Source organism: Sulfitobacter sp. 1A15106 (assembly GCF_043556995.1).
Classification (GTDB): domain Bacteria; phylum Pseudomonadota; class Alphaproteobacteria; order Rhodobacterales; family Rhodobacteraceae; genus Sulfitobacter; species Sulfitobacter faviae.
Genome location: NZ_JBIFFM010000013.1, coordinates 49,954 through 71,977, shown reverse-complemented (window position 1 = coordinate 71,977; position 22,024 = coordinate 49,954). Strand labels below are relative to the sequence as shown.

The window sequence follows — 22,024 nt, the reverse complement described above, 5'->3', positions numbered from 1 at the left end:
GTGCGAGGGGGCTCGCTGCGATCGAACCGCGCAACTCACTACGCCAACGCCACCACGCCGCTGCAACATCCGCCAAGGTTTAGTTAGCCAAGCGCGGCTTTCCTAATGACAAATTCCTTCGCCTGATATTAAAGATTTTAATATGGACAGGCTGACGAACGTGAACGGAATTCTGGCTTTCGCAACCGTCGCGCGAGAGGGCAGCGTCTCGCGTGCAGCCGAGGTGCTTAACCTCACCCAACCCGCGCTCAGCCATCAGATTAAACGACTAAGCACGGACCTAGGTGTCACCCTGTTCACCCGATCGCCGCGCGGCCTGGTGCTCACCCCTGATGGAACGGCACTGTTACCGCTGGCAGAGCAGGTTCTCGCTGCCATGTCCGATTTCCATCGCCGCGCGAGCACGCAGTTTGGGGAGCTGTCAGGCAAGCTGAAAATCGGCACGATTGTCGATCCCGAGTTCATCCGTCTTGGACGGTTGTTAAGCCAATTGGGCAAAGCCCATCCCAAAGTGACGACAGAGTTGGTACACGGTATCAGCGGTGACATCCTGCGCATGCTGAAGGGACGCCAGCTTGATGCAGGCTTCTACCTCACCGATCCAAATGAAGCGAATTCAATTCCTTCGACACGGCCTTTGTATACCAAAACGCTAGCTCAATTCTCCTATCGCGTCATTGCACCCGCAGGCTGGGAGGCGCAGCTCTCCACTGATGATTGGGCGCAGCTTGCAACCCTTCCTTGGATCGGCACCTCGCCCGCCTCGGCCCATAATCGCCTTTTAGGAAACATCTTTGCGCGGCATAACTGCCGTCAAAAGGTGGTCGCGCTGGTCGACCATGAAGCCTCTATGCTAGAAATGGTCCGTTCTGGTGTGGGGCTGAGCCTATGCCGCGAGTCCATCGCGCTACATGAACGTCAAAGTTCTGGCCTTACCGTCAGCGAGAGCCTGCACGTGCCCGCCTGCCTTATACTCATTGCGTTCAAGGACAGGATGCAAGACCCGGTGATCGCCGCGCTCTTCGAGCAGTTGCAGAAAGTATGGTGAACGGTCGATCTCTAAACCTTCCAGTTCGCTATCCCCACCATAATCCCCCGTCCGTGCATCCTTAGAGGTGTTCGGGCGGGGCGGCTCTTCCTCACTATTTTTTGCTGTTCTGGGTTAGTCCTTCTGGGAGGCGCTGGGCTCCCATCCTAGGATCAAGATACTGCCTGTCTGTCCTTTTAGCCTCCGAAAAGGGCCACCTACCGAGATGGATATCCTGCCGCCTCTGGGCACCCAAATGCCCCCAAAAGCGCCCCTGATTCTGCTTCTCGTGACGTAAGCCGATGAACGGGATCGACTGACTGGGGTATTCTACCATCCCAGCCAACACTCTCCCCCGATAGCCCCCCCCCCGCACAGCGCCCGGCCTACGACATCGCGTCGCAGATCAAAGCACCCTATAGCCTTGCCGCGACAGCCGGGGTATCAGGGCGTATGTCCGCCGTTTCGCGCATATCCTCGCTTCAGGTCAGCCTGACCCTCTTGCTGCTGCTGGCCCTTGCCAGCTTGCCTTTCGCCCATCGGGCGACCGCGCAGGTGCAGCAGGATCCGGCGTTCATCGCCTTTATCCAAGCGGGCGGCACGTTGAGCGACCTTTGCGACGGACCGCTCGAAGGGCAGAACCATGCGGCATTGGATTGCGAAGCCTGCCGCATCGTCAACGCGCTGATCTTGCCCAGCCCGGCGGATGTCTTGCTGCCGCGCGGGACGCTGCGCTTTGGCACGCCGCGCCTAACCCGTGCCCTCGGCGCGCCGCGCAGCCCCGCCGGGGCGCCACCGCCTGTCAGGGGGCCTCCGTCCGTCTGAGCCACCACCATTTTTTTGCACATCTCAGACAATGGAACATGACAATGAAATCTTTCTATACCGCAGCCTTGGCTGCCCTCCTCGCCCTGCCCGCCGCCGCGCATGAGTACACCGCAGGCGCTTTGACCGTCGATCACCCGATGGCCTATGAGACCCCGAAAACCGCCCGCGTGGGCGGCGGCTATCTGACGATCACCAATGACGGCGACACTGCCGACCGTCTTGTCAGCATCATCGCCGAGGGCTTTGACGAAGTCTCTCTGCATGAGACGACCACCGATGACATGGGCGTCGCGCGCATGTCCCATGTGGACGGCATCGACCTGCCCGCGGGCGAAACCGTCACCCTCAAACCCGGGGGGCTGCATGTGATGTTCATGGGCCTCGACGGTGATCCTTTTGAGGAAGGCGAGAAAATCCCCGCCACCCTGACCTTTGAAAAGGCCGGGACCTTGGATGTGACGTTCAATGTCGAAAGCCGCCGCGGGCATGACGCGGGCGGAATGGATCACTCCTCGCACGAGCATAAACACTAAGCCCAAGCCCATCGCAAGATGCGCCGCAAGGCGTTGACCGGCCCGCTTCAACACCTCTGCCTCTGGGCGGTGGTGTTGTTGTTTGGGGCGTTCTCGGCGCTCGCGCCCGGAACCATGCCAGAGCGCCAACAGGGCGCGCTGACCATGGTGCTGTGCACGGGCTACGGGGTAGAGACGGTGACCATCGGGCCGGATGGCGAACCGGTGCAGCCCGAGCACAAGCCCTGCGATTGGAACCAGCACTCCCTCGCGGCCCTACGCAGGGGGCTGGCGGTACAGCCCTTGGCCGTCACCTTTCACCCGGCGCCACCGCTGCCCCCTGCCCCTGCCACACAGCCCAAACCGCGCCGCGCCTCTGTCAAACGCGCAAGGGCGCCGCCACGGGTTCTCTGACCTCCAAACCACATATCAATTCAGTCAGAGGACCAAACACATGGTTTCCATCGATCCTGCAGGCGCGGCAGCCCTGCAAAACGACAACACGCAACGTGCGAACAGCTTTTACCGCGCCGCTTGGCGCTGGCATTTCTATGCCGGGGTCTATGTCATCCCCTTTTTCATCATGCTCGCCCTGACCGGGCTTGTGATGCTCTGGATTGCCTTCATCGGTGGGCGGGACGGAGAGCGGATTGCCGTCACCCCCCAAGACGCGCCCCTTGCCCTCTCCGATCAGGCCGCCGCCGCGCAGGCCAGCATCGAAGGTGGCACCCTTGTGCAATATGTCGCCCCCCGCGCCGATGATCTGGCCGCGATCTTTCGGGTGGACGCGAACGACGTGGCAACCATGGTCGCCGTCGACCCCTATACGGCCGAAGTCCTTGCCAGCTTCCCGCGCCGCAGCGGTTGGTACGACATGGCCGACAACATCCACGGCAGCCTGCTGCTGGGTGTCACCGGCGACCGCATGATCGAGATCGCGGCATCGCTCGGCATGGTGCTGATCGCGACGGGGCTCTACCTCTGGTGGCCACGCGGGACGGGCTGGCGCGCGGCACTGCTGCCGCGACTGGGCCGTGGGCGGGCCTTGTGGAAATCCCTGCACGGGGCAATCGGGCTTTGGGTGTCGGTCGTGCTGTTCTTCTTCCTGATCTCCGGGCTGTCGTGGGCCGGTATCTGGGGCGAGAAGATGGTGCAGGCTTGGAGCCAGTTCCCGGCGGAGAAATGGGAGGCCCCGCTGTCGGATGACATCCACGCCAGTATGAACCACGGGCCTAAGGAGGTGCCTTGGGCGTTGGAGCAGACCCCGATGCCCGCCTCGGGCAGCGATGCCGGTGTCGCAGGACTGACCGAAGGCACGCCCGCCACGCTCGACACCATTAACGCGCTGGCCCGTCAGATCGGCTTTGACGCGCGCTATCAGATGAACCTGCCGCGGGGTGAGGACGGTGTCTGGACCTTGAGCCGGGATTCGATGAACACCGATGCCGAAGACCCCACGAGCGACCGGACGGTGCATGTCGACCGGCACACGGGCAGGATCCTCGCCGATGTGCGCTATGCGGATTATTCGCTGGCCGGGAAGGCGATGGCCGTGGGCATCGCGCTGCATATGGGCACCTTGGGTTGGCCGAGCGTTTTGGCCAATACGCTGTTTTGTCTGTCGGTGATCTTTCTCTGCGTCTCGGGCGTGGTGATGTGGTGGAAACGCCGCCCGGCAAATCCTGCCGGTTGGCTCTCTGCCCCGCCTGCCCCGCGCAATATGACGCTGTGGAAAGGCGCGGTTGTGGTCGGTCTGGTGGTGGCGCTGGCCTTTCCGATGGCGGGGGTCACCCTGCTGGTCGTGGGGCTGCTGGATTGGCTCCTGCTGCGCCGCGTGCCGGCGCTAAAGCGCATGGTCTCCTAAAATGCCGCCCGCCCCTTCGCGGGGGCGGGCACCCTCGCGCCGCTCAGGCCGTGTGCTGTTTGATCAGCTCTTTATAAAGCGCCTGAATGCGTTTGGTGACGGGGCGCTCGCCTGTGCCGATGGGTTTGCCGTCGATCTCGGCCACCGGGGTCTGCGCACCAAAGGTGCCGGTCAGGAAAGCCTCATCCGCGCCATAGGCTTCGTAGAGCGAGAAGTTCTTTTCTTTCATCGGGATGCCGTTCGCATGGCATAGGTCGATGACCTTTTGCCGCGTCACGCCGTTCATGCAGTAGTCGCCCGTGGAGGTCCAAACCTCGCCCCGGCGCACGATGAAGAAGTTGCAGGCATTGGTGGTGTTCACAAAACCATGCGGGTCGAGCATCAGCGCCTCATCCGCGCCTGCCGCCTCGGCCTGCAGGCAGGCGATGATGCAGTTGAGCTTGGAATGGCTGTTGAGCTTCGGGTCTTGGCTGTGCGGCAGGCCGCGCACCTGCGGGACCGAGGCCAGACGGATGCCCTTGGACTGCAGCCGGTCGACGGGTTTGGAATGCTCCATGATGATCACCAGCGTCGGCCCGGTGGTGCTGAGCGAGGGGTGCTGGAAGGGTTTGTCCTTGATCCCGCGCGTCAGCATCAGGCGGCAGTGCACGTCATCGTGCATGTCATTCGCCTCGGCCGTGCGGCGCAGGGCGTCGGCGATGCCGGCCTTGTCCATCCCCACATCGAGCGAGATCGCTTTGCAGGAGTTGAAGAAGCGGTCCATATGCTCGTCGAAGAAGGCCCATGTGCCGTTGTAGAGGCGCATGCCTTCCCAAATGCCATCGCCCAGCATGAAGCCCGCGTCATAGACCGAGACTTTGGCTTCGGCGCGGTGCAGGATGTCGCCGTTGACGTAGATCTTGATATCGCGGTTGCGGGCGTCTTCGTCGGCGGCGTGGGTGGTGGTGTGTTCGGTCATGATGGGGTCCGTTGGTGAGGGCGGTTGGCGCTATTGATACGCAAATGGCGCGCTCTTACCACCCCGGCCCGGAATCAAGCCGCAGGCGCCGGGCCATCGCCTGCCCGCCCGTCACGCCGGAGGCGTGCCAGCCTATATGGGCGCACCTTTGGTGCGACCGGGTAGGCGATTTGGTGAGGCTGGGTGCGACCTCGAGAGCGCACATCATGGTTGAGCCATAAAGTGGCATGAACCGCGGTTTGGCTCGCCGCCCCGCGGGCAGGCGATGGCCCTCCCCCGAAAACCTCAGACCCGCCAGCTCAACACGCGCCGCTCCACCGCCGCCACAGCCGCAGACACCGCCACCCCCAGTAGCGACAAGATCACCACGCCCGCGAAAAGCCGCTCCAGATCATACAAGCTCCCGGCCTGCAGGATATACGCCCCGATCCCATATTCCGCGCCCAGCATCTCTGCCGCCACCAGCAGGATGATCGCGATCGTCAGCGAAATACGCAAGCCGGACAGAATCCCCGGCATCGCACCGGGTACCACGATCTTGGACACGATCGACCACCAGCCAAGCCCAAAACTCTGCCCCATGCGGATCAGCACCCGGTCCACATTGTCCACCGCCGCATAGGTCGCCACCACCGTGGGCGTGAAGGTGCCAAAGGCGATCAGCGCGTATTTGCTGGCCTCATCAATGCCGAACCAGATGACAAAGAGCGGCAGCAGCGCGATCTTGGGGATCGGGAAAATCGCGGCCACCAGCGGCACCAGCCCCGCGCGAACTAAGGAGAACAACCCGATCAACACGCCAATACCAATGCCCAATGAGGCACCGATCAGCGCGCCCACCGCCAGACGGGTCAGCGAGGGGCCGAGGTGTTTGATCAGCATCCCCGACTGGTAAAGCTCTTGAAAGGTCAGCAAGACATCGCTGGGCCGCGGCAGGGTCAGGGGCGAGATGAATCCGCTGCGCGTGCCCCATTCCGCCAGCAGGATCAGCACCACGAAAACCGCAAGCCCCACGCCGCGCCGGGTGCCGGGCTGGAAGCCGCCGCCGCGAAAGGTGACCTCGCGGGCATTTACATCCGTCATTTCAGCCATCGATCAACTCCGCATCCGCCGCCGCGGCCTCATCACGCATCAAGCCCCAAAGGTGCTGCTGCTGCGCCTCCAATGCCGGGTCGCCGTGGCGCCGCTCGGCCAGTGGCATGTCCAATTCTACCACCTCACGCAGTTCACCCGGACGGCGCGACAGGACGACGATCTTATGCCCCAGCCGCACGGCCTCGGCGAGGTTGTGGGTCACATAGACCGCCGTGAAAGGCTGCCGCGTCCAGAGCGCCACAAGGTCATCCATCAGCAATTCGCGGGTCTGGCTGTCAAGCGCGCTCAGCGGCTCATCCATCAGCATCACGGCGGGGTTCACCGCCAGTGCCCGGGCAATCGCCACCCGCTGTTTCATCCCGCCCGACAACTGTTTGGGCAGCGCATCGGCGAAATCGGTCAGCTTGGTCCGCGCCAAGACATCGGCGATGATCGCCTCGCGCCGCGCCTTGCCCAGCCCATGCCCCTCCAGCACCAGCGCCACATTGCCGCGCACGCTGCGCCAAGGCAGCAGGGCGAAGTCCTGAAAAATATAGGTCAGCGGGTTCAGACAGCCCTCCGGCGCATCGCCCATTTGCAACACCCGGCCTTCGCTGGGGCGCTCCAACCCGCCCAGCATCCGCAGCAGAGTAGATTTGCCACAGCCCGACGGGCCAACGATGCAGACGATCTGGCCGGAGGGAATGTCGAGCGTGATGTCACGCAACACTTGGGTATCGCCATAATAATGGCTGACGGAGGAAAGCTTGAGGTCCATGCCGCCCTTTTTCAGCAAAAACGCACCGCGCGCAATGTGCGATCTGCAAGCGGGCGCGACCGCCCTGCCCCGCGGGGTCGGTTAGGAGGGCGGCTCCTCCTTGCCGCGCAGCCCGTCCACCGCGATCCCGGCGGTGAACCCATGCACCAAGGTCGACAGAAGGATGGCAAAACCCACCATCGCCCACAGCGGCTCCTCGTCCAGAAACTCAACCTTCCCCGCCGCATAGGCGAGGTAATAGATCGACCCGATCCCCCGTATCCCATAGAGCGCGATAACCCAGCGGGGGCGCGTCTCAAGCGGCGTGCCCATAAGCGACAGCCACCCCGCCAAGGGGCGCACGACAAAGATCAGCGCCAGCACGATCACCGCGCCTGCAAGGGTCAGATCGCTCAGCAAGACAGGCATCACCGCGCCAATCGCCACCAGCAAAAGCGCCGTCAGCGCATGTTCAACAGCGGCGGTGAAGTCATGCAAACGGCGGTGGAATGCATGATCCGCCTCGACCCGCCGGATCACCAGACCGGCCATTGCCACGGCGATAAAGCCATAGCCCTCGGCCAATTCGGTGGTGCCATAGCACAACAGCACCCCCGCCAAGGCCACCACGCCCGAGGAGGTTTCGGCCAGTACTGCATTGCGCGGCACCGCGAAGAGAACCTGCCCCAAGGCCCAGCCCCCCGCAGCCCCCATGGCGGCCCCCACGGCGATGCGCCAAAAGACATCGCGCGCCAGCCATTCCACGCCCCAAGACGCCGGGGCCAACCCCTCGGCGGCGACCAGAATGCCGAGGTAGACGAAAGGAAAGGCCAAGCCGTCATTGAGTGCCGCCTCGGTGGTCAGCGCGAAACGCACCGGATGCTCGCCACCCTCATGCGGCGGGCCGACCTGCACATCGGCGGCCAGAACCGGATCGGTGGGCGCCATCACCGCCCCCAAGAGGATCGCGCCCGCAGCGGTCATTCCCGCAAAGGCCCAGCCCATCATGGCGACCGACAGGATCGTCAACGGCATGGTCAGGGCCAGCAACCGCGCCGTCGGCCCCCAGCGGGACCAATCCGAAAGCCGGTCGATCCTTAGCCCCGTTGCGAAAAGCGCGACGATCACGCAAAGCTCCGAGACGACCTCCCATGGAAAGGGCATCGCGCGCGGGTCGGGGAATGTCGGCATGCCGGGGACAAGGGCGAAAACCCCCATGCCCAGCAGGATCAACAACCCCGAGGCCGCGGGCTCACGACGGCTGAAAAAGCGGGGCAGCCAATGGGCAAGGATGACCACCGCCCCCACGGCCCCCAATGCGAAATGATAGCCGTTCAGGGCGAAAAAACTGCCGTCGCTCACTGCCGATTCCCGTTTTCTGCTCAGGGGCTTGGCCCCGTCTCAGCATCATAGGTATCTTGGCGCGGCGGCATTGCCAGTCATGCGGTGCCGAAATCCCCTTGCAGGCCGCAAAGCAGAAGGCGCGCTCGTGGGGAGCGCGCCTTGCACAGTGTAGCCTTCCAGAGGGGCGAGCGTTTAGCTGCCCGCCGTCTCGACATAAGAGGTGTCGATCAGCGTCTCCAAAGTGATGTCGGCATCGACCAACCCCTCGGACTGGAACCACTCCAACTGATCGCGGACCGAGGCGACATTCAGCTTGGCCCCTTCGTTCAGGCGCATGGTGCCATTGATGATCGAGGGTGCTGCCTTGTCGCGCGGGCGGTCGGTGTAGACATATTTATGGATCAGATCGACCATCTCATCCACGCCCGCATCGCCGCCTTCCTTGGCGATCATCGCCGCGTTGTAATCGGCGACACCTTTGGAATAACCGGCAAGGAAATTCTTGGTCATCTCCTGCTCATCCGTGGCGTTTTTGGTCGAGGTGAAGACCGTGGTCACCTGATAATCCGGCAGATAGGTCGCCACATCGCCGATGATATGCACGGCACCCGACCCGGCCAGCGGCTTGGCGATATGCGGCACGATCGACCATGCGTCGATCTGGCCCGACTTCAGCGCGCCGATCACCGCGCCGACCTTTTGCAGCGGCTTGAACTTGAGGTCGATCCACTCAGCCGCGGCCATTTTGGAGCCCATGTAGTGGAAGGACGACCCCGCCTGCGTCATGCCAAAGCTCTTGCCGTCCAACATGCCCGGCGCGGTGATGCCCGCCTGATAGGCCGCGTCGGAGACGAGGAATTTCTGCCCGTCGATGCCCTGCTCTTCTTGCAGGCCGCCGCCGATCACCTTGACCGCGCCCTTTTGCGCCAGCGACACCAGCCCGCCGGAGATCGCGGTGATCGCATAGTCCACATCGCCGCTGGCAATCGCCACGGCCATTGGCTGCGCGGCCTCGAAAAAGCGCAGTTCGACATCCAGACCGGCCTCTTTGAAATAGTCCCGTTCAAAGCCGACGAAGCTGCCCGCGTGGCTGGTGAAACGCAGCGCGCCCACGGTGATCTTGCGGTTCTGCGCCAGTGCCGGTGCCGCCAGCCCCACGGCCGTTGCGGCGCCCAAAGTTGCGATGGCCTGACGGCGGGTGAACAGGGTCATGATCTTACTCCTCCAAATTTGCCGCAGCATGGTCGGCGGCTGCGCAAAAAGTCAAGCGAGAGCGCCCTTTGCCGACACAACCAGGACTGGCATATCAGGTCAAAGCGTGGCATCGATTTGCCTATGAAGCTCTTTTCATCCAAGACCCGCCCCATGCACCTCGGCCCCTTTCCTTTGGAGCGGTTGCGCCGGATGCAGGCACCGCATGACCGGCTGCCCAAGACGCCCAAGCCGGAACTGCGGTTCGAGCGGCCCGAGACGCCGCAGAGCATCTGCAACGCCATGGCCCCCTTTCAGGCGATGATGGACGTGCTGCGCGACGGGCCGGTCAACAGGGCGGGCGCGGTGATCCCCGACAGCCCGCAGGAACGGGCCAACCACCTCAAATCCTTTGGCTATTACAACGATGCCTCGATGATGGGCGTCTGCACCCTGCCGCGAGAGGTGCTGCTGCCCCGCCCGCGCCGCAGCCAAGGCACCGCGCAATTGGCCGAAGGTCTGCGCAGCCGCCAGACCAAGACCCTGGCCGCGGGCGTCGATGTGATCATGGCCAACCTGCGCGACGCCGTGGATGCGCCGGAAACCCCGATCGACGGCCATAGTCATGCGCTGGTGATCCTCACCGCTTACCCCCGCGACCCGCGCGAGGGCGAGCCGGGCAGCGACTGGATCATCGACGCGCAAGCCGAGCGCGCCTGCCTGCGCGGGACCGAGAACGCCACCGTGCTTGCCGAATACATCCGCCAGCTGGGCTTCGCGGCCAAGGTGCATTCGGCCAACACCTCCGACGTGAACCTCGGGCAACTGGCCGTGGCGGCGGGGCTGGCGGTGGTGGAGGACGGCAACCTGCAAGCGCCTTGGATCGGCCCGCGCTTCGGCCTTGCGGTGGTGACGACCGACATGGCCCTCGCGCCCGACATGCCGCTTGCCCCACTGGCCGAGCAGCCGTGGTCGGTGCTGAAAGGCCCGCATTGGCAGTTGGGCACCCACGGCGGGATCAGCGCGCGCGACGTCGACCCTTACGCCCGGCGCGACTATGCCATGGGGCCGCATCCTTTCGAGACGTTGAAGCGGGTCGAGGAGCCCACGACCTATATCGACGCCGCCAACGTGCCGCGCGTGCCGAAACGCGGTGACCTCTTCGCGCGTGGCCAGTTCGGCGACATGGGGCCGAAGGTGCAGAACGCCATGAAGGGCGGGCATCACGTGATCAAATCCGCCCCCTCCGCCGCACAGCGCCGCCTGCTGGGCGCGCTGATCCTGCTGCAGGACGGGCCGGTGAACGAAGACACCCCCGAGGCCGGGGATGCCGCCCGCAATGCGGCGAACCTCAAGGCGGCGAGCTATTTCCTCGGCGCCGATGCCGCGGGCCTCTCGGCCTGTCCGGACTGGACATGGTACAGCCACGACGCCACCGGCACCCCGATCACCCCGCCGCATGACCAAGCGCTGAGCCTGATCATTGACCAGGGGTATGACACGATGGAGGGGTCCTCGGGCGACGACTGGATCGCCGTGTCGCAATCCATGCGGGCCTATCTGCGGTTCTCGATGCTCGGCGGCGTGCTGGCGCAGCACCTGCGCAACCTCGGCCATGCCGCCAAGGCCCATACGGTGATGGACGGCGATGTGCTGCAACCGCCGCTTCTGCTGCTGGCGGGCTTGGGCGAGGTCAGCCGCATCGGGGAGGTGATCCTGAACCCCTTCCTCGGCCCGCGGCTGAAATCCGGCGTGGTCACCACCACCCTGCCCGTCGCCCACGATAAGCCCATCGACTTCGGCCTGCAAAAGTTCTGCGAGGCCTGCAACAAATGCGCCCGCGAATGCCCTTCGGGCGCGATCACCGCAGGGCCGAAGAAGATGTTCAACGGCTACGAGATCTGGAAATCCGACAGCCAGAAATGCGCCACTTACCGGATCACCAACCAAGGCGGCGCGATGTGCGGGCGCTGCATGAAGACCTGCCCGTGGAACCTCGAAGGGCTCTTTGCCGAGGCGCCTTTCCGCTGGGCCGCCTCGAACATTCCCGCCGCCGCACCGCTCTTGGCCAAGCTCGACGACAAGGTCGGCAAAGGACGTCTGAACCCGGTGAAGAAATGGTGGTGGGACATCGAACGCAAGCCGTCGGGCCAGTTCGATACCCCCGCGCAACCCGTGAACGCGCGCGACCTGCAACCGGAACTGGACCTCAAGTTCGAGGACCAGACGCTGGCCGTCTACCCCGCCCCGCTGGCCCCGCATCCCTGGCCCTATCCCGACCCGATGAACCGCGAAGCCGGGATCAAGGCCCATGCCGCGCTGATCAGCGCCGACGAACATCGCCGCAAGACCGCCGCCGGAGAGACCGATCACCTGCATCTTTACGCGGTCGGCAGCGACACGCCGGTGCTCGACCTGCGCATCACCGCCGTTGAGGAATTGAACGCCACTACCCGGCTCTACGACATCGCCCATCCCGAAGGCCACGGTTTACCCGCATGGACCGCAGGCGCGCATCTCGACCTCGTGGTGGCGCCGGAATACCTGCGCCCCTATTCGCTCTTGGGCGACCCCAAAGACCGTAGCCGCTACCGTATCGCGGTGCTGCGCGAGGACGAAGGCCGCGGCGGCTCGGCGCTGTTGCACCGAGTCTTTACCCAAGGGCGGCGCATCTTCGTGGGCAAGCCGGTGAACCATTTCGAACTGGTCGAAGGCGCGTCGCACAGCCTGCTAATGGGCGGCGGCATCGGCATCACGCCAATGATCGCCTTCGCCCACCGGCTGCATGGGCTCGGGCGGCCTTTCGACCTGCATTACTCCGCCTCCACCCGCGAGGCCGCAGCCTTTGCCGGGGAGCTCGCTCAGGCCGCTTGGGCCGACCGTGTGCATCTGCACATCAGCGCCGAGGACACCCGCGCCGACCTGCCCGCGATCATGGCCCGCGCGCCCGAGGGCACCCATGTCTACACCTGCGGGGCGGACGCCTATATGCAATCGGTCATGGCCGCTGCCGAGGGCGCAGGCATCCCCGAAGAGGCGCGGCATCTTGAATACTTCTCGACCCCCGAGGTGCCGGATTACGAGAACCACCCCTTCACGCTGAAGCTCTCCTCGGGCCGCGAGATCGACGTCGGGGCCGAGGAGACCGTCGCCGAGGCGCTGATCGCGGCGGGGGTGCCGGTGGACCTGAAATGCTCCGACGGCATCTGTGGCGTCTGCAAATGCGGGTTGCGCGGCGGCGAGGTGGAGCACCGCGACTTCGTGCTCTCGGCCAAGCAACGCGAGGGGGCGATCATCCTCTGCCAGTCCCGCGCAGCGCAGCCCGGCGGGGTGCTGGAGCTCGACCTCTAGCCCTCTTTCCCCGGGGGCGGTCAGCCGCTATGAGGGGCCAACCCTGGTAACAAAGGCCTGCCCCCATGACTTTCGACCGTTCGATCAAGATCGCCCCCTCCATCCTCGCCGCCGATTTCGCCAATTTCGGCGCCGAATGCGAAGCCATCGAAGCCCAAGGCGCCGACTGGGTGCATGTGGATGTGATGGACGGGCATTTCGTGCCCAACATCACCTTCGGCCCCGCCACCTGCGCGGCGATCCGGCCCCATATCAAGGGCGTGATGGACGTGCATCTGATGATCGCCCCGGTCGACTCCTATATCGAAGCCTTCGCCAAGGCGGGCGCCGATTTCATTACCGCCCATGTGGAGGCCACGCCCCATATCCACCGCACCCTGCAAGCGATCCGCGGCGCGGGTGCCAAGGCGGGCGTGGCGCTGAACCCCGGCACGCCGGCGAGCGCGGTGGCCGAGATCCTCGACATGGTCGATCTGGTCTGCGTGATGACCGTGAACCCCGGTTTCGGCGGGCAGAAGTTCATCGACATGACCGCCAAGATCCGCGAGTTGCGCAGCATGATCGGCGACCGGCCCGTGCATATCGAGATCGACGGCGGCGTCGATCCCAAGACCGCGCCGCTGGTGGCCGAGGCCGGGGCCGATGTGCTGGTGGCGGGTTCCGCCGTCTTCAAGGGCGGCTCGGTCAGCGATCCGGCACCCTACGGCGAGAACATCCGCGCGATCCGCGCCGCTGCCGAAGGCACCTACGTCTGATGGAGATGCGGGGCGCTTCTGCGCCCCGCCCTGTCACGCCAGTTGATCGGCAAAGGCCGTCAGCAAGCGGTGCTTCAGGATCTTGCCCGTGGGTGCGGCGGGCAAATCGGTCGCCACGATGATCTGCGCGGGGCGTTTGTAGCCGGTGAGCCGTTCCTTGACGAAACCGCGCAACTCCTCTGCCGTGACATGGTCGCCCGCTGCGACCTGCACGAAGGCCAACACCTCTTCATCGCCCTCGCGCCGCCGTCCGACCACCGCCGATTGCACCACGCGCGGGTGATCGTTCAACGCGGCTTCCACCTCGGGCGGGTAGACGTTGAAACCGCCGTGGATGATCAACTCTTTTGAGCGTCCGAGGATGTGCAGCCGCCCCTCCTCATCGAGCTTGCCCAAATCGCCGGTGTGCAGCCAGCCTTCGGCGTCGATGGCTTTGTCGGTCTCGGTCGGGTTGCGGTAATAGCCCTTCATCACATGCGGGCCGCGCACCAGCACCTCGCCCTCTCCCGCGCCATTGCCGCCGGGGGCTTGGTCGTCGATCTTGCACTCGGTGCCCGGCGTCACCGGCCCGACGGATGTATCGGGGGAGCCAAGCGCATTGGTCGTGGCCGAGGCGCCCGAGCAGGTCTCGGTCATGCCGAAACCGTTTTGCAGGGGCAGTTCGTAGAAAGCCTCGGCCTTGCGCTTCCACGCCGGGTCGAGCGGCGCACCGCCGGAGGAGACATAGCGCAGGGTCGGGCTTTCCAGTTTCGGCATCCCGCGCTCGCGCGAGTATTGCATGACCAGCGCGTGCATCTGCGGCACCGCAGGCAGGATCGTGACGTCCTCATGGGTCGCAGCATGAAGTTTCGCGGCGGAAAAGCGGCTCTCCTGCCGCACCTTCGCGCCCGCGCTGACGGCGGCCATCAGGACCGAGACGAGGCCGAAGACATGGGTCATCGGCAAGACGCCATAGACCACATCCCCCGGCACCATCTGCCGCAAATCGGCAGAGGCACGGGCGCCGAAGCGCAGGTTGGAATGGGTCAGCATCACGCCCTTGGGATCGCCCGTGGTGCCGGTGGTATAAAGCAACACCGCCACGTCATGCAGATCGGCATCCGGGCTGCTGGGCTGTGGCGTGGCCAGATGCAAGCTGCCGAAATCGCCCGCAATCTCGCGTGCGTCCAGCCGCGCTGCATGGGCCGCCGCCTCGGGCGAGACCTCGCAGGTCAGCAGAACCGCCGCCGGGGTGGCGTGGTTGATGATGCGGGTGACCTCGGCCTCGCTCTGGCGGGCGTTGACGGGGATCGCCACGGCGTCCAACTCCCACGCGGCATAGAGCCCGGCCACAGCGGAAACGCAGTTTTCCACCATCAACAGCACGCGGTCGCCCGCCTGCACCCCCGCGGCCCGCAACTCCGCCGCCAAAGCCCGACGCGCGCGGTCCAGATCGGCAAAGCTCCAAGCCGCGCCGCTGGCGTCGCTCAGCGCTGGTGCCTCTGGGCGGGTCGCCAATTGCTCAGCTAGAAAATCCTGTACCCTGGCATTCATGGGTGTCTCCTCCTGCCTAATAGCGGCCCCCTCCTCCGGCAGCCGCCGCCCGGCTAGAACCGGGGCTTTCGTTTCTCCAAAAAGGCCGCGATGCCCTCGGCGGCTTCGTCGCCGCCCGCGGCGCGGGCCATGGCGTTGCGCTCGGCGTCGAGCTGCGCGGCCTCGTCGGTCTCATAGGCCTGCCCGACCAAGGCCCGGATCGTGCCCTGCGCCGCGCGCGGGCCCGCGGCCAGCGTGTCGGCCAGCATCAGCGCCTCGTCGAGCGCGCGACCGTTGGGGCAGATGCGGTTCACCGCGCCCAGTTCGGCAAAGCGCATGGCCATGACCGGGCGGCCCAGCAGGCACATCTCCATCGCCAAGGGGCGCGGCAGGAGCCGTGCGAGTGACGCCGTCAGCCCCGCATCGGGCACAAGCCCGGCCTTGACGTAGGCGGCGGTGAACTGCGCGTCCTCGCAGGCCACGATCATGTCGCAGGCCAGTGCCAGCGACAGGCCCGCGCCCGCGGCACCGCCTTCGACGGCGGCGAGGACGGGCACCGGGCAGGCGCGGATCGACCGCACCAGATCATGCAGCGCATCGACCCGCTCGCGGCGGACCTCCTCGGTCAGCTTGCGGCGTTCGATGAGCACGTTGAGGTCGCCCCCGGCGCAGAAGAACCGCCCCTCGGAGGTCAGGATCACCGCGCGGATGCGCGGCTCCTCGGCCAGTCGCATCGCCTCGGCAATCGCGTCGTAAAGCGCGGGCGTGAGCGCGCCGCGTTTTTCGGCGTTGCCGTTCCAGACGATCAACCGGTCGCCCCGGTCCTCGACGCGTGCAGTCATGTCTTGGCCCTCTTGAACACACCGGTGGCGCGCGACAGCAGGCGGCCTTCGGCATCGTGCAACTGCGCCTCGGCATAGAGGATCTTGAAGCCCCCGCCGGTGACGCGCCCCGTGGCGACAATCTGCCCTTCGCGGACAGCACCAATGTAATCGGTGGTCAGCGAGAGCGTCAGCATCGGCACGAAAGGCCCGCTCATCGCGCAGTGCCGCGCGCAGGCGAAACCGGCGGCGACGTCGAGCATCAGCGTATGCAGCCCGCCGTGCAGCACGCCCGAAACATTCAGGTGCTGCGGGCCGAGGTCGAGCGTCACGCGGGTGCTGCCATCGGGGTTCGACAGGTCGGGCTGAAACCCGATAAGCTGCTGAACCCCGCTGGTCGGCGCATCATGCGGCGGATAGTGCAATGAACCGCTCCAGATGATGGTCAACATCGCCAAAGCGGTGGTCCGCCATGGTGATGCGCTTGGCGATATGCGCCAGTTCGTATTCCTGCGTCATGGCGATGCCGCCATGCATCTGGATCGTATCCTCCGAGACCAGACGGCCAACGCGGCCCATCAGGTTCTTCGCCGCCGAGACGTGACGCTCGCGGCTGGCGCGGTCGTCCTCCAGATGGCCCGCCGCGTTGATTACGGCCGAGCGCGCCTGTTCGAGGTCGATGAGCAGGTCCGCCATGCGATGCGCCAACGCCTGGAAGCTGCCAATGGGGCGGCCAAACTGCTTGCGGGTGCCGAGGTATTCGCGCGTGAGGTCGCAAGCGGTCTCCATCGCGCCCAGCGTTTCGGCGCAGAGCGCGGCGGTGGCCATGGCGGTGCGGGTCTCGATGGCGTCAAACGCCTTGCCCGGCGCGCCCAGACGGGCGCTTTCGGGCAGGGTCACGTCATCCAGCGTCACCTCGGCGGCGCGGCCACCTGCAAGCAGCGCATAGCCGGTCACCGAAAGCCCCTTGGCATCGGCGGGCACGAGAAAGAGCGAGATGCCGTCGCGGTCCCCCGCCTCACCGCTTTCGCGGGCGGAGACGACGAGCATGTCGGCGGCCTCGGCATTGGCCACCACGGCCTTGCGGCCGCTGAGCACGATCTGGTCGCCGTTTTGCGTGGCAGAGGTGGTGACGCGCTCGAGGTCATAGCGGCTGCCCGGCTCGCCATGGGCGAAGGCGAGTTGCAGCGCGCCGCCGATCAGTTGCTCGATATGCTCCTGCTGTTCTTCGGTCCCAAGGTCGGCGATCAGCCCCCCGGCCAGCACGGCACTGTCCAGAAGCGGTTCGACCACCCCGGCGCGGCCCAGTTCTTCGAAGACCACGGCAAGGTCGAAACCCGCGCCGCCGAAACCGCCCTGCTCTTCTGTGAAGAGCGCGCCGATCACGCCCAGTTCAGCCAGACCTTCCCAGATCTCGGTCGAATAGCCGGTCTCGCTTTCAAGGATGCGGTTGCGTGTTTCGGTGTCGTATTTGTCGCGCAGGAAGCGCCGCAGGCTGTCCTGCAGCATCTGGCGTTCATCGGTCAGGTCGAAATTCATTTGCCACCTCCCAGCATGGTCTTGGCGATGATCCCACGCTGGATCTCGTTTGAGCCGCCGAAGATCGACAGCTTGCGGTTGTTGAAATATTGCGCGGCCACGGGGCCCGCGTCATTGGGATCGGGCAGCGCGTCGTTGCTGCCCGCCACCGCTTCCGAGGCAAAGGGCATGGCGTAGACCCCGGCGGCGCGGCGCGCCAGATCGTTGATCTCCTGCCGGATGATCGTGCCTTTGACTTTCAGCATGGAGCTTTCCACGCCCGGCGCCTGCCCGGCGGCAGCTTTCGAGATGATCCGCAGGTTGGTCGTCGCCATCGCCATCAGGTCGATCTCGGCCTGTGCCACGCGGGCGGCGAAATGCGGGTTCTCAATCAGCGGGCGGCCCCCGGCCATCTCGGATTTCGCGATGCGTTTCACGGCCTGAAGACCGGCCTGAGAGAAGCCCACGCCCGCGATGTTGGTGCGCTCATGGGTCAGCAGGTACTTGGCGTAGGTCCAGCCCTTGTTCTCCTCGCCGACGAGGTTCTCGGCGGGCACTTTCACGTTGTCGAAGAAGACCTCGTTCACCTCGGCGCCGCCATCCAGCAGGATGATCGGGCGCACCGTGATGCCGGGGGTTTCCATGTCGATCAGCAGGAAGGAGATGCCCTCTTGTTGCTTCACGTCCTTGTTCGTCCGCACGAGGCAGAAGATCATGTTGGCGTGCTGGCCCAGTGTGGTCCATGTCTTCTGGCCGTTGACGATATAGTGGTCACCGTCCTTCACCGCCGTGGTCTTCAGCGAGGCGAGGTCGGACCCTGCGCCCGGCTCGGAATAACCCTGGCACCACCAGTCCTCACCCGACAGGATGCGCGGCAGCCAATAGTCCTGCTGCTCTTTCGAGCCGAACTTCTGCAGCACTGGCGCCAGCATCGACAGGCCGAAGGGCACGATGCGCGGCGCGTGGTGGGCGGCGGCTTCTTCCTCGAAGATGTGACGCTGCACGGCGTTCCACGCCGCCCCGCCGAACTCCTTGGGCCAGTTGGTCGCAAGCCAGCCCTGTTCGTTCAGGATCGCGTGCCAGCGCTCGTGGTCGTCCTTGGTCAACTCCTGCCCACGGCGCACCTTTTCGGAGAGCTCGCTTGGCAGTTTCTCGGCGAGGAATTGACGCACCTCCTCGCGGAAGGCGTGTTCTTCGTCTGTATAGCTCAGGTCCATGTCGGCCCCCTTTAGTAGATTTCGAACAGGCCAGCGGCCCCCATGCCGCCGCCGATGCACATCGTGACGACGCCGAGTTTCGCGCCGCGGCGGTGGCCTTCACGCAGGATGTGGCCGGTCATCCGCGCCCCGGTCATGCCGAAGGGATGACCGATGGCGATCGAGCCGCCGTTCACGTTGCACTTATCGGGGTCGATGCCCAAACGGTCGCGGCAATAGAGTGCTTGGCTGGCAAAGGCCTCGTTCAGCTCCCAGATGTCGATGTCATCGACGGTCAGCCCATGACGCTCCAGCAGGCGCGGCACGGCGAAAACCGGACCGATGCCCATCTCGTCAGGCTCGCAACCCGCGACGGCAAAACCTTTGAATGCGCCCATGGCCTCAAGGCCCTGCTGCTCGGCTTGCTTGCTGTCCATCAGCACCAGTGCTGCGGCACCGTCCGACAACTGGCTGGCGTTACCGGCGGTGATGAAGGCCCCCTCGCCGCGCACCGGCGTGAGACCCGCGAGCCCCTCCATCGTGGTATTGGGGCGGTTGCATTCGTCGCGGTCCACGGTGACCTCGCGGGTGGAGACCTCTTTGGTTTCCTTGTCCTGCACGCCCATGGTAGTGGTCATCGGCACGATCTCATCGTCGAAGAGACCGGCCTCCTGCGCCTTGGCGATCAGCTGCTGGCTGCGCAGACCGTAGGCGTCCTGATCCTCGCGGCTGATGTTGTAGCGTTTGGCCACGATGTCGGCGGTGTCGATCATCGCCATATAGACCTCAGGCTTGTGCTCTTCCAACCACGGCTCCTTGACCGATTTCACATGCGGCTGGATGAGCGAGATGCTCTCGACCCCGCCCGCGACCATCGGGCCCGCGCCCTCCATGCAGATGGCGTTGGCGGCCATGGCGACGGTCTGAAGGCCGGACGAGCAGAAGCGGTTCACGGTCACGCCCGAGGCGGTGACGGGCAGGCCCGCGCGCAGGGCGATCTGACGCGCGATGTTCGAGCCGGTGGCCCCTTCGGGGTAGCCGCAGCCGATCATCACGTCCTCGATGGCCGAAGGCTCCACGCCCGAACGTTTCACGGCCTCGGCGACCACATGGCCGCCCATGGTGGCACCGTGGGTCATGTTGAATGACCCGCGGAAGGATTTGGCCAGCCCGGTGCGGACGGCAGAGACGATTACGGCCTGTTTCATTTGGCAGCTTCCTTGTTCAGATCATCAAAGGTGCGGTTGGTCTTGACCAGTTCGGCCAGCAGCGGCGCGGGTTTCCAGAACCACGGGTCCTGCTCGGCGAAGCCCTCGATCGCCGCCAGCACGTTGGGCAGACCCTGGATGTCGGCCCATTTCATCGGGCCGCCCCAGTAGCGCGGGAAGCCGTAGCCGAAGAGCAGGGTCATATCGATGTCGAGCGGGCGTTTGGCGATGCCCTCTTCCAGCACCTTGGCGGCTTCGTTGACCATGGCGCACATATAGCGGCGCACGATCTCGGCATCGGTGAAGTCGCGCGGGGTGATGCCGCGTTCTTTCTGCTCTTCTTCGATCAGACGGGTGACTTCCGGGTTCGGCGTGCCGCCGCGCTTGCCCTTCTCGTAGATGTAATAGCCCTCGCCGGTCTTCTGGCCGAAGTGCCCCTGCTCGCAAAGCCGGTCGATATAGGTTGGCACGCGCTCCTCGGGGTGGCGCGTGGCGGCCTTGCGCTTGCGCGTGGCCCAGCCGATGTCGAGACCGGCGAGGTCGGCCACGGCGAAGGGGCCCATGGCGAAGCCGAATTTCTCCAACGCCGCGTCGATCTTGTAGGGGCTGGCGCCGTCCAGAACCATGTGGTCCGCCGCGGTGCGGTAGGTGGCGAGGATGCGGTTGCCGATGAAGCCGTCGCAGACACCCGCGCGGACAGAGACCTTGCCCAGAGCCTTGCCAAGCGCAAAGCCCGTGGCGACCACATCTTTCGCGGTCTTGTCGGCGACGACGACCTCGAGCAGTTTCATCACATGCGCGGGCGAGAAGAAGTGCAGCCCGATCACGTCCTCAGGGCGTTTGGTGGAGGCGGCGATCTCGTTCACGTCGAGATAGGAGGTGTTGGAGGCCAGCACGCAGCCCGGCTTGCAGACCGCATCGAGCTTGCCGAAGACGTCCTTCTTGACGTCCATATCTTCGAAGACCGCTTCGACCACCAGATCGACGTCCTTGAGGCTGTCATACTCGGTGGAGACGGTGAGCGCTTCGCCGGTCAGGTGATCGAATTTCGCCTGATTGATCTTGCCGCGCTTCAGCGCGCCGGCGAGGTTGCCGGAGATACGGTCATGCGCGGCCTTGGCAGCCTCGTCCTTCATCTCGATCAGGACGACCGAGAAACCCGAGAGCAACGCCGCCGTGGCGATGCCCGCCCCCATGGTGCCGCCGCCGATGACGCCGATGGCCTTCAACTCGCGCGGCTCGACGCCTTTCAACTCGGGCAGGTTGCTGACCGCGCGCTCGGAGAAGAAGGCGTGAATCATGCCCTGCCGCTGGTCGGTGTTCATCAGCTCCGAGAAGATGCGGCGCTCGGCCTTCATGCCCTCTTCGAAGGGTTTCTCCACGCCTGCCTGCACGGCACGCACGGCCTCGGCGGGGGAAATCTGGCCGCGGCCTTTCTTCAGCACCGCCTCATAGGCGGCATCCCAGTCGATCGGCGCGGGCGCGGGCATCTCGCAGATCGGACGGCGCTCGGCACCGCTGTCGAGCAATTCGCGGACGTAGGCGAGGCCCACTTCCTGCGGATCACCCTCCTCCACGCGGTCGAGGATGCCCATCTCCAGCGCCTGCGGTGCCTTGATGTGGCGGCCGGTGGTGATGGCATCGAGTGCGGGCTCCACGCCGATGAGCCGCGGCAGACGCTGGGTGCCACCGGCGCCGGGGATAAGGCCGAGGTGCACTTCCGGCAGACCGACGCGGGCCGAGGGCTGGGCGATGCGGTAATGCGCCGAGAGCGCGACTTCGAGACCGCCGCCGAGGCTCACGCCATGCATGGAGGCCACGACCAGAAGCGGCGAGGCTTCGATGCGGTTGCACAGGTTGGGCAGATGCGGCTCCATCGGCGGCTTGCCGAACTCGGTGATGTCGGCCCCGGCGATGAAGGCGCGGCCTTCGCCCACGATCATCACGGCGCGCACGCCCTCCTCGGCCTCGGCGCGGTCCATGCCGTCGGCCAGCCCCTGCCGCACGGCTTGGCTCAGCGCGTTGACGGGCGGGTTCTCGATGCGCAGCACGACGATGTCGTCGTGGCGGGAATAGGCGATCTTGTCGGTCATGTGATGTCTCCTTGT

At 65.1% G+C, this 22,024-nt stretch carries 19 protein-coding genes; 7 read left to right on the top strand and 12 right to left on the bottom strand.

Annotation, left to right across the window (positions count from 1 at the left end; translation table 11 throughout):
* Window positions 1-142 precede the first annotated feature (142 nt).
* From ACGYKA_RS17900 to ACGYKA_RS17880, 5 genes are all read left to right on the top strand, one after another.
* On the top strand, window positions 143-1,048 hold the full coding sequence (locus tag ACGYKA_RS17900) for a LysR family transcriptional regulator (RefSeq protein WP_394414678.1): 906 nt from the start codon (window positions 143-145) through the stop codon (window positions 1,046-1,048).
* Window positions 1,049-1,480: 432 nt separating this feature from the next.
* Window positions 1,481-1,852 (top strand): hypothetical protein, encoded by a 372-nt coding sequence (locus ACGYKA_RS17895; RefSeq protein WP_394414681.1) that lies wholly within the window; start codon window positions 1,481-1,483, stop codon window positions 1,850-1,852.
* Between the two features lie 44 nt (window positions 1,853-1,896).
* On the top strand, window positions 1,897-2,388 hold the full coding sequence (locus ACGYKA_RS17890; protein WP_394414683.1) for a copper chaperone PCu(A)C: 492 nt from the start codon (window positions 1,897-1,899) through the stop codon (window positions 2,386-2,388).
* 18 nt (window positions 2,389-2,406) lie between these two features.
* Window positions 2,407-2,781, top strand: coding sequence for a hypothetical protein (locus tag ACGYKA_RS17885; RefSeq protein WP_271692205.1), 375 nt, complete (start codon window positions 2,407-2,409; stop codon window positions 2,779-2,781).
* Window positions 2,782-2,821: 40 nt separating this feature from the next.
* Window positions 2,822-4,231 (top strand): PepSY-associated TM helix domain-containing protein, encoded by a 1,410-nt coding sequence (locus ACGYKA_RS17880; protein ID WP_394414686.1) that lies wholly within the window; start codon window positions 2,822-2,824, stop codon window positions 4,229-4,231.
* A 43-nt stretch (window positions 4,232-4,274) separates the two neighbouring features.
* Here the strand turns inward: ACGYKA_RS17880 and ACGYKA_RS17875 are convergent, their stop codons facing one another.
* The 5 genes from ACGYKA_RS17875 to ACGYKA_RS17855 form a co-directional block, all read right to left on the bottom strand.
* Entirely contained in the window at window positions 4,275-5,189 is a 915-nt protein-coding gene (locus tag ACGYKA_RS17875) for a D-amino acid aminotransferase (RefSeq protein ID WP_394414689.1), read from the bottom strand.
* 285 nt (window positions 5,190-5,474) lie between these two features.
* A complete protein-coding gene (locus ACGYKA_RS17870; protein WP_394414692.1) occupies window positions 5,475-6,281 on the bottom strand; it encodes an ABC transporter permease in 807 nt (268 codons plus the stop codon).
* Window positions 6,274-7,041 carry an ABC transporter ATP-binding protein gene (locus ACGYKA_RS17865; protein ID WP_394412292.1) on the bottom strand — a complete coding sequence of 256 codons (768 nt, stop codon included), beginning with the start codon at window positions 7,039-7,041 and terminating at the stop codon, window positions 6,274-6,276. Before ACGYKA_RS17865 ends, ACGYKA_RS17870 begins: the two co-directional genes overlap by 8 nt.
* Before the next feature lie 81 nt (window positions 7,042-7,122).
* Window positions 7,123-8,382 carry a cation:proton antiporter gene (locus ACGYKA_RS17860; RefSeq protein ID WP_394414695.1) on the bottom strand — a complete coding sequence of 420 codons (1,260 nt, stop codon included), beginning with the start codon at window positions 8,380-8,382 and terminating at the stop codon, window positions 7,123-7,125.
* 174 nt (window positions 8,383-8,556) lie between these two features.
* Window positions 8,557-9,576, bottom strand: coding sequence for an ABC transporter substrate-binding protein (locus tag ACGYKA_RS17855; protein WP_394414698.1), 1,020 nt, complete (start codon window positions 9,574-9,576; stop codon window positions 8,557-8,559).
* 123 nt (window positions 9,577-9,699) lie between these two features.
* Here ACGYKA_RS17855 and ACGYKA_RS17850 point away from each other — a divergent pair, with 123 nt between their 5' ends.
* Window positions 9,700-12,906 carry a 2Fe-2S iron-sulfur cluster-binding protein gene (locus ACGYKA_RS17850; protein ID WP_394439452.1) on the top strand — a complete coding sequence of 1,069 codons (3,207 nt, stop codon included), beginning with the start codon at window positions 9,700-9,702 and terminating at the stop codon, window positions 12,904-12,906.
* Between the two features lie 65 nt (window positions 12,907-12,971).
* A complete protein-coding gene (gene rpe / locus ACGYKA_RS17845; protein ID WP_271689053.1) occupies window positions 12,972-13,661 on the top strand; it encodes a ribulose-phosphate 3-epimerase in 690 nt (229 codons plus the stop codon).
* Window positions 13,662-13,694: 33 nt separating this feature from the next.
* Here rpe and ACGYKA_RS17840 read toward each other — a convergent pair whose 3' ends face one another.
* The 7 genes from ACGYKA_RS17840 to ACGYKA_RS17810 are packed head-to-tail and all read right to left on the bottom strand — an operon-like array spanning window position 13,695 to window position 22,009.
* Complete coding sequence (locus ACGYKA_RS17840) at window positions 13,695-15,194, bottom strand: class I adenylate-forming enzyme family protein (protein ID WP_394414704.1); 1,500 nt, start codon at window positions 15,192-15,194, stop codon at window positions 13,695-13,697.
* 53 nt (window positions 15,195-15,247) lie between these two features.
* A complete protein-coding gene (locus ACGYKA_RS17835) occupies window positions 15,248-16,015 on the bottom strand; it encodes an oxepin-CoA hydrolase, alternative type (RefSeq protein WP_271689051.1) in 768 nt (255 codons plus the stop codon).
* A complete protein-coding gene (locus tag ACGYKA_RS17830; RefSeq protein ID WP_394414707.1) occupies window positions 16,012-16,419 on the bottom strand; it encodes a PaaI family thioesterase in 408 nt (135 codons plus the stop codon). The genes ACGYKA_RS17835 and ACGYKA_RS17830 overlap by 4 nt, the downstream gene beginning before the upstream one ends.
* A complete protein-coding gene (locus ACGYKA_RS17825; protein WP_394414710.1) occupies window positions 16,400-17,533 on the bottom strand; it encodes an acyl-CoA dehydrogenase family protein in 1,134 nt (377 codons plus the stop codon). Before ACGYKA_RS17825 ends, ACGYKA_RS17830 begins: the two co-directional genes overlap by 20 nt.
* Window positions 17,530-18,729, bottom strand: coding sequence for an acyl-CoA dehydrogenase family protein (locus ACGYKA_RS17820; protein WP_394414713.1), 1,200 nt, complete (start codon window positions 18,727-18,729; stop codon window positions 17,530-17,532). The genes ACGYKA_RS17825 and ACGYKA_RS17820 overlap by 4 nt, the downstream gene beginning before the upstream one ends.
* A gap of 11 nt (window positions 18,730-18,740) precedes the next feature.
* Complete coding sequence (locus ACGYKA_RS17815) at window positions 18,741-19,916, bottom strand: acetyl-CoA C-acyltransferase (protein ID WP_394414716.1); 1,176 nt, start codon at window positions 19,914-19,916, stop codon at window positions 18,741-18,743.
* A complete protein-coding gene (locus tag ACGYKA_RS17810; RefSeq protein ID WP_394414719.1) occupies window positions 19,913-22,009 on the bottom strand; it encodes a 3-hydroxyacyl-CoA dehydrogenase NAD-binding domain-containing protein in 2,097 nt (698 codons plus the stop codon). Before ACGYKA_RS17810 ends, ACGYKA_RS17815 begins: the two co-directional genes overlap by 4 nt.
* Window positions 22,010-22,024: the final 15 nt, after the last annotated feature.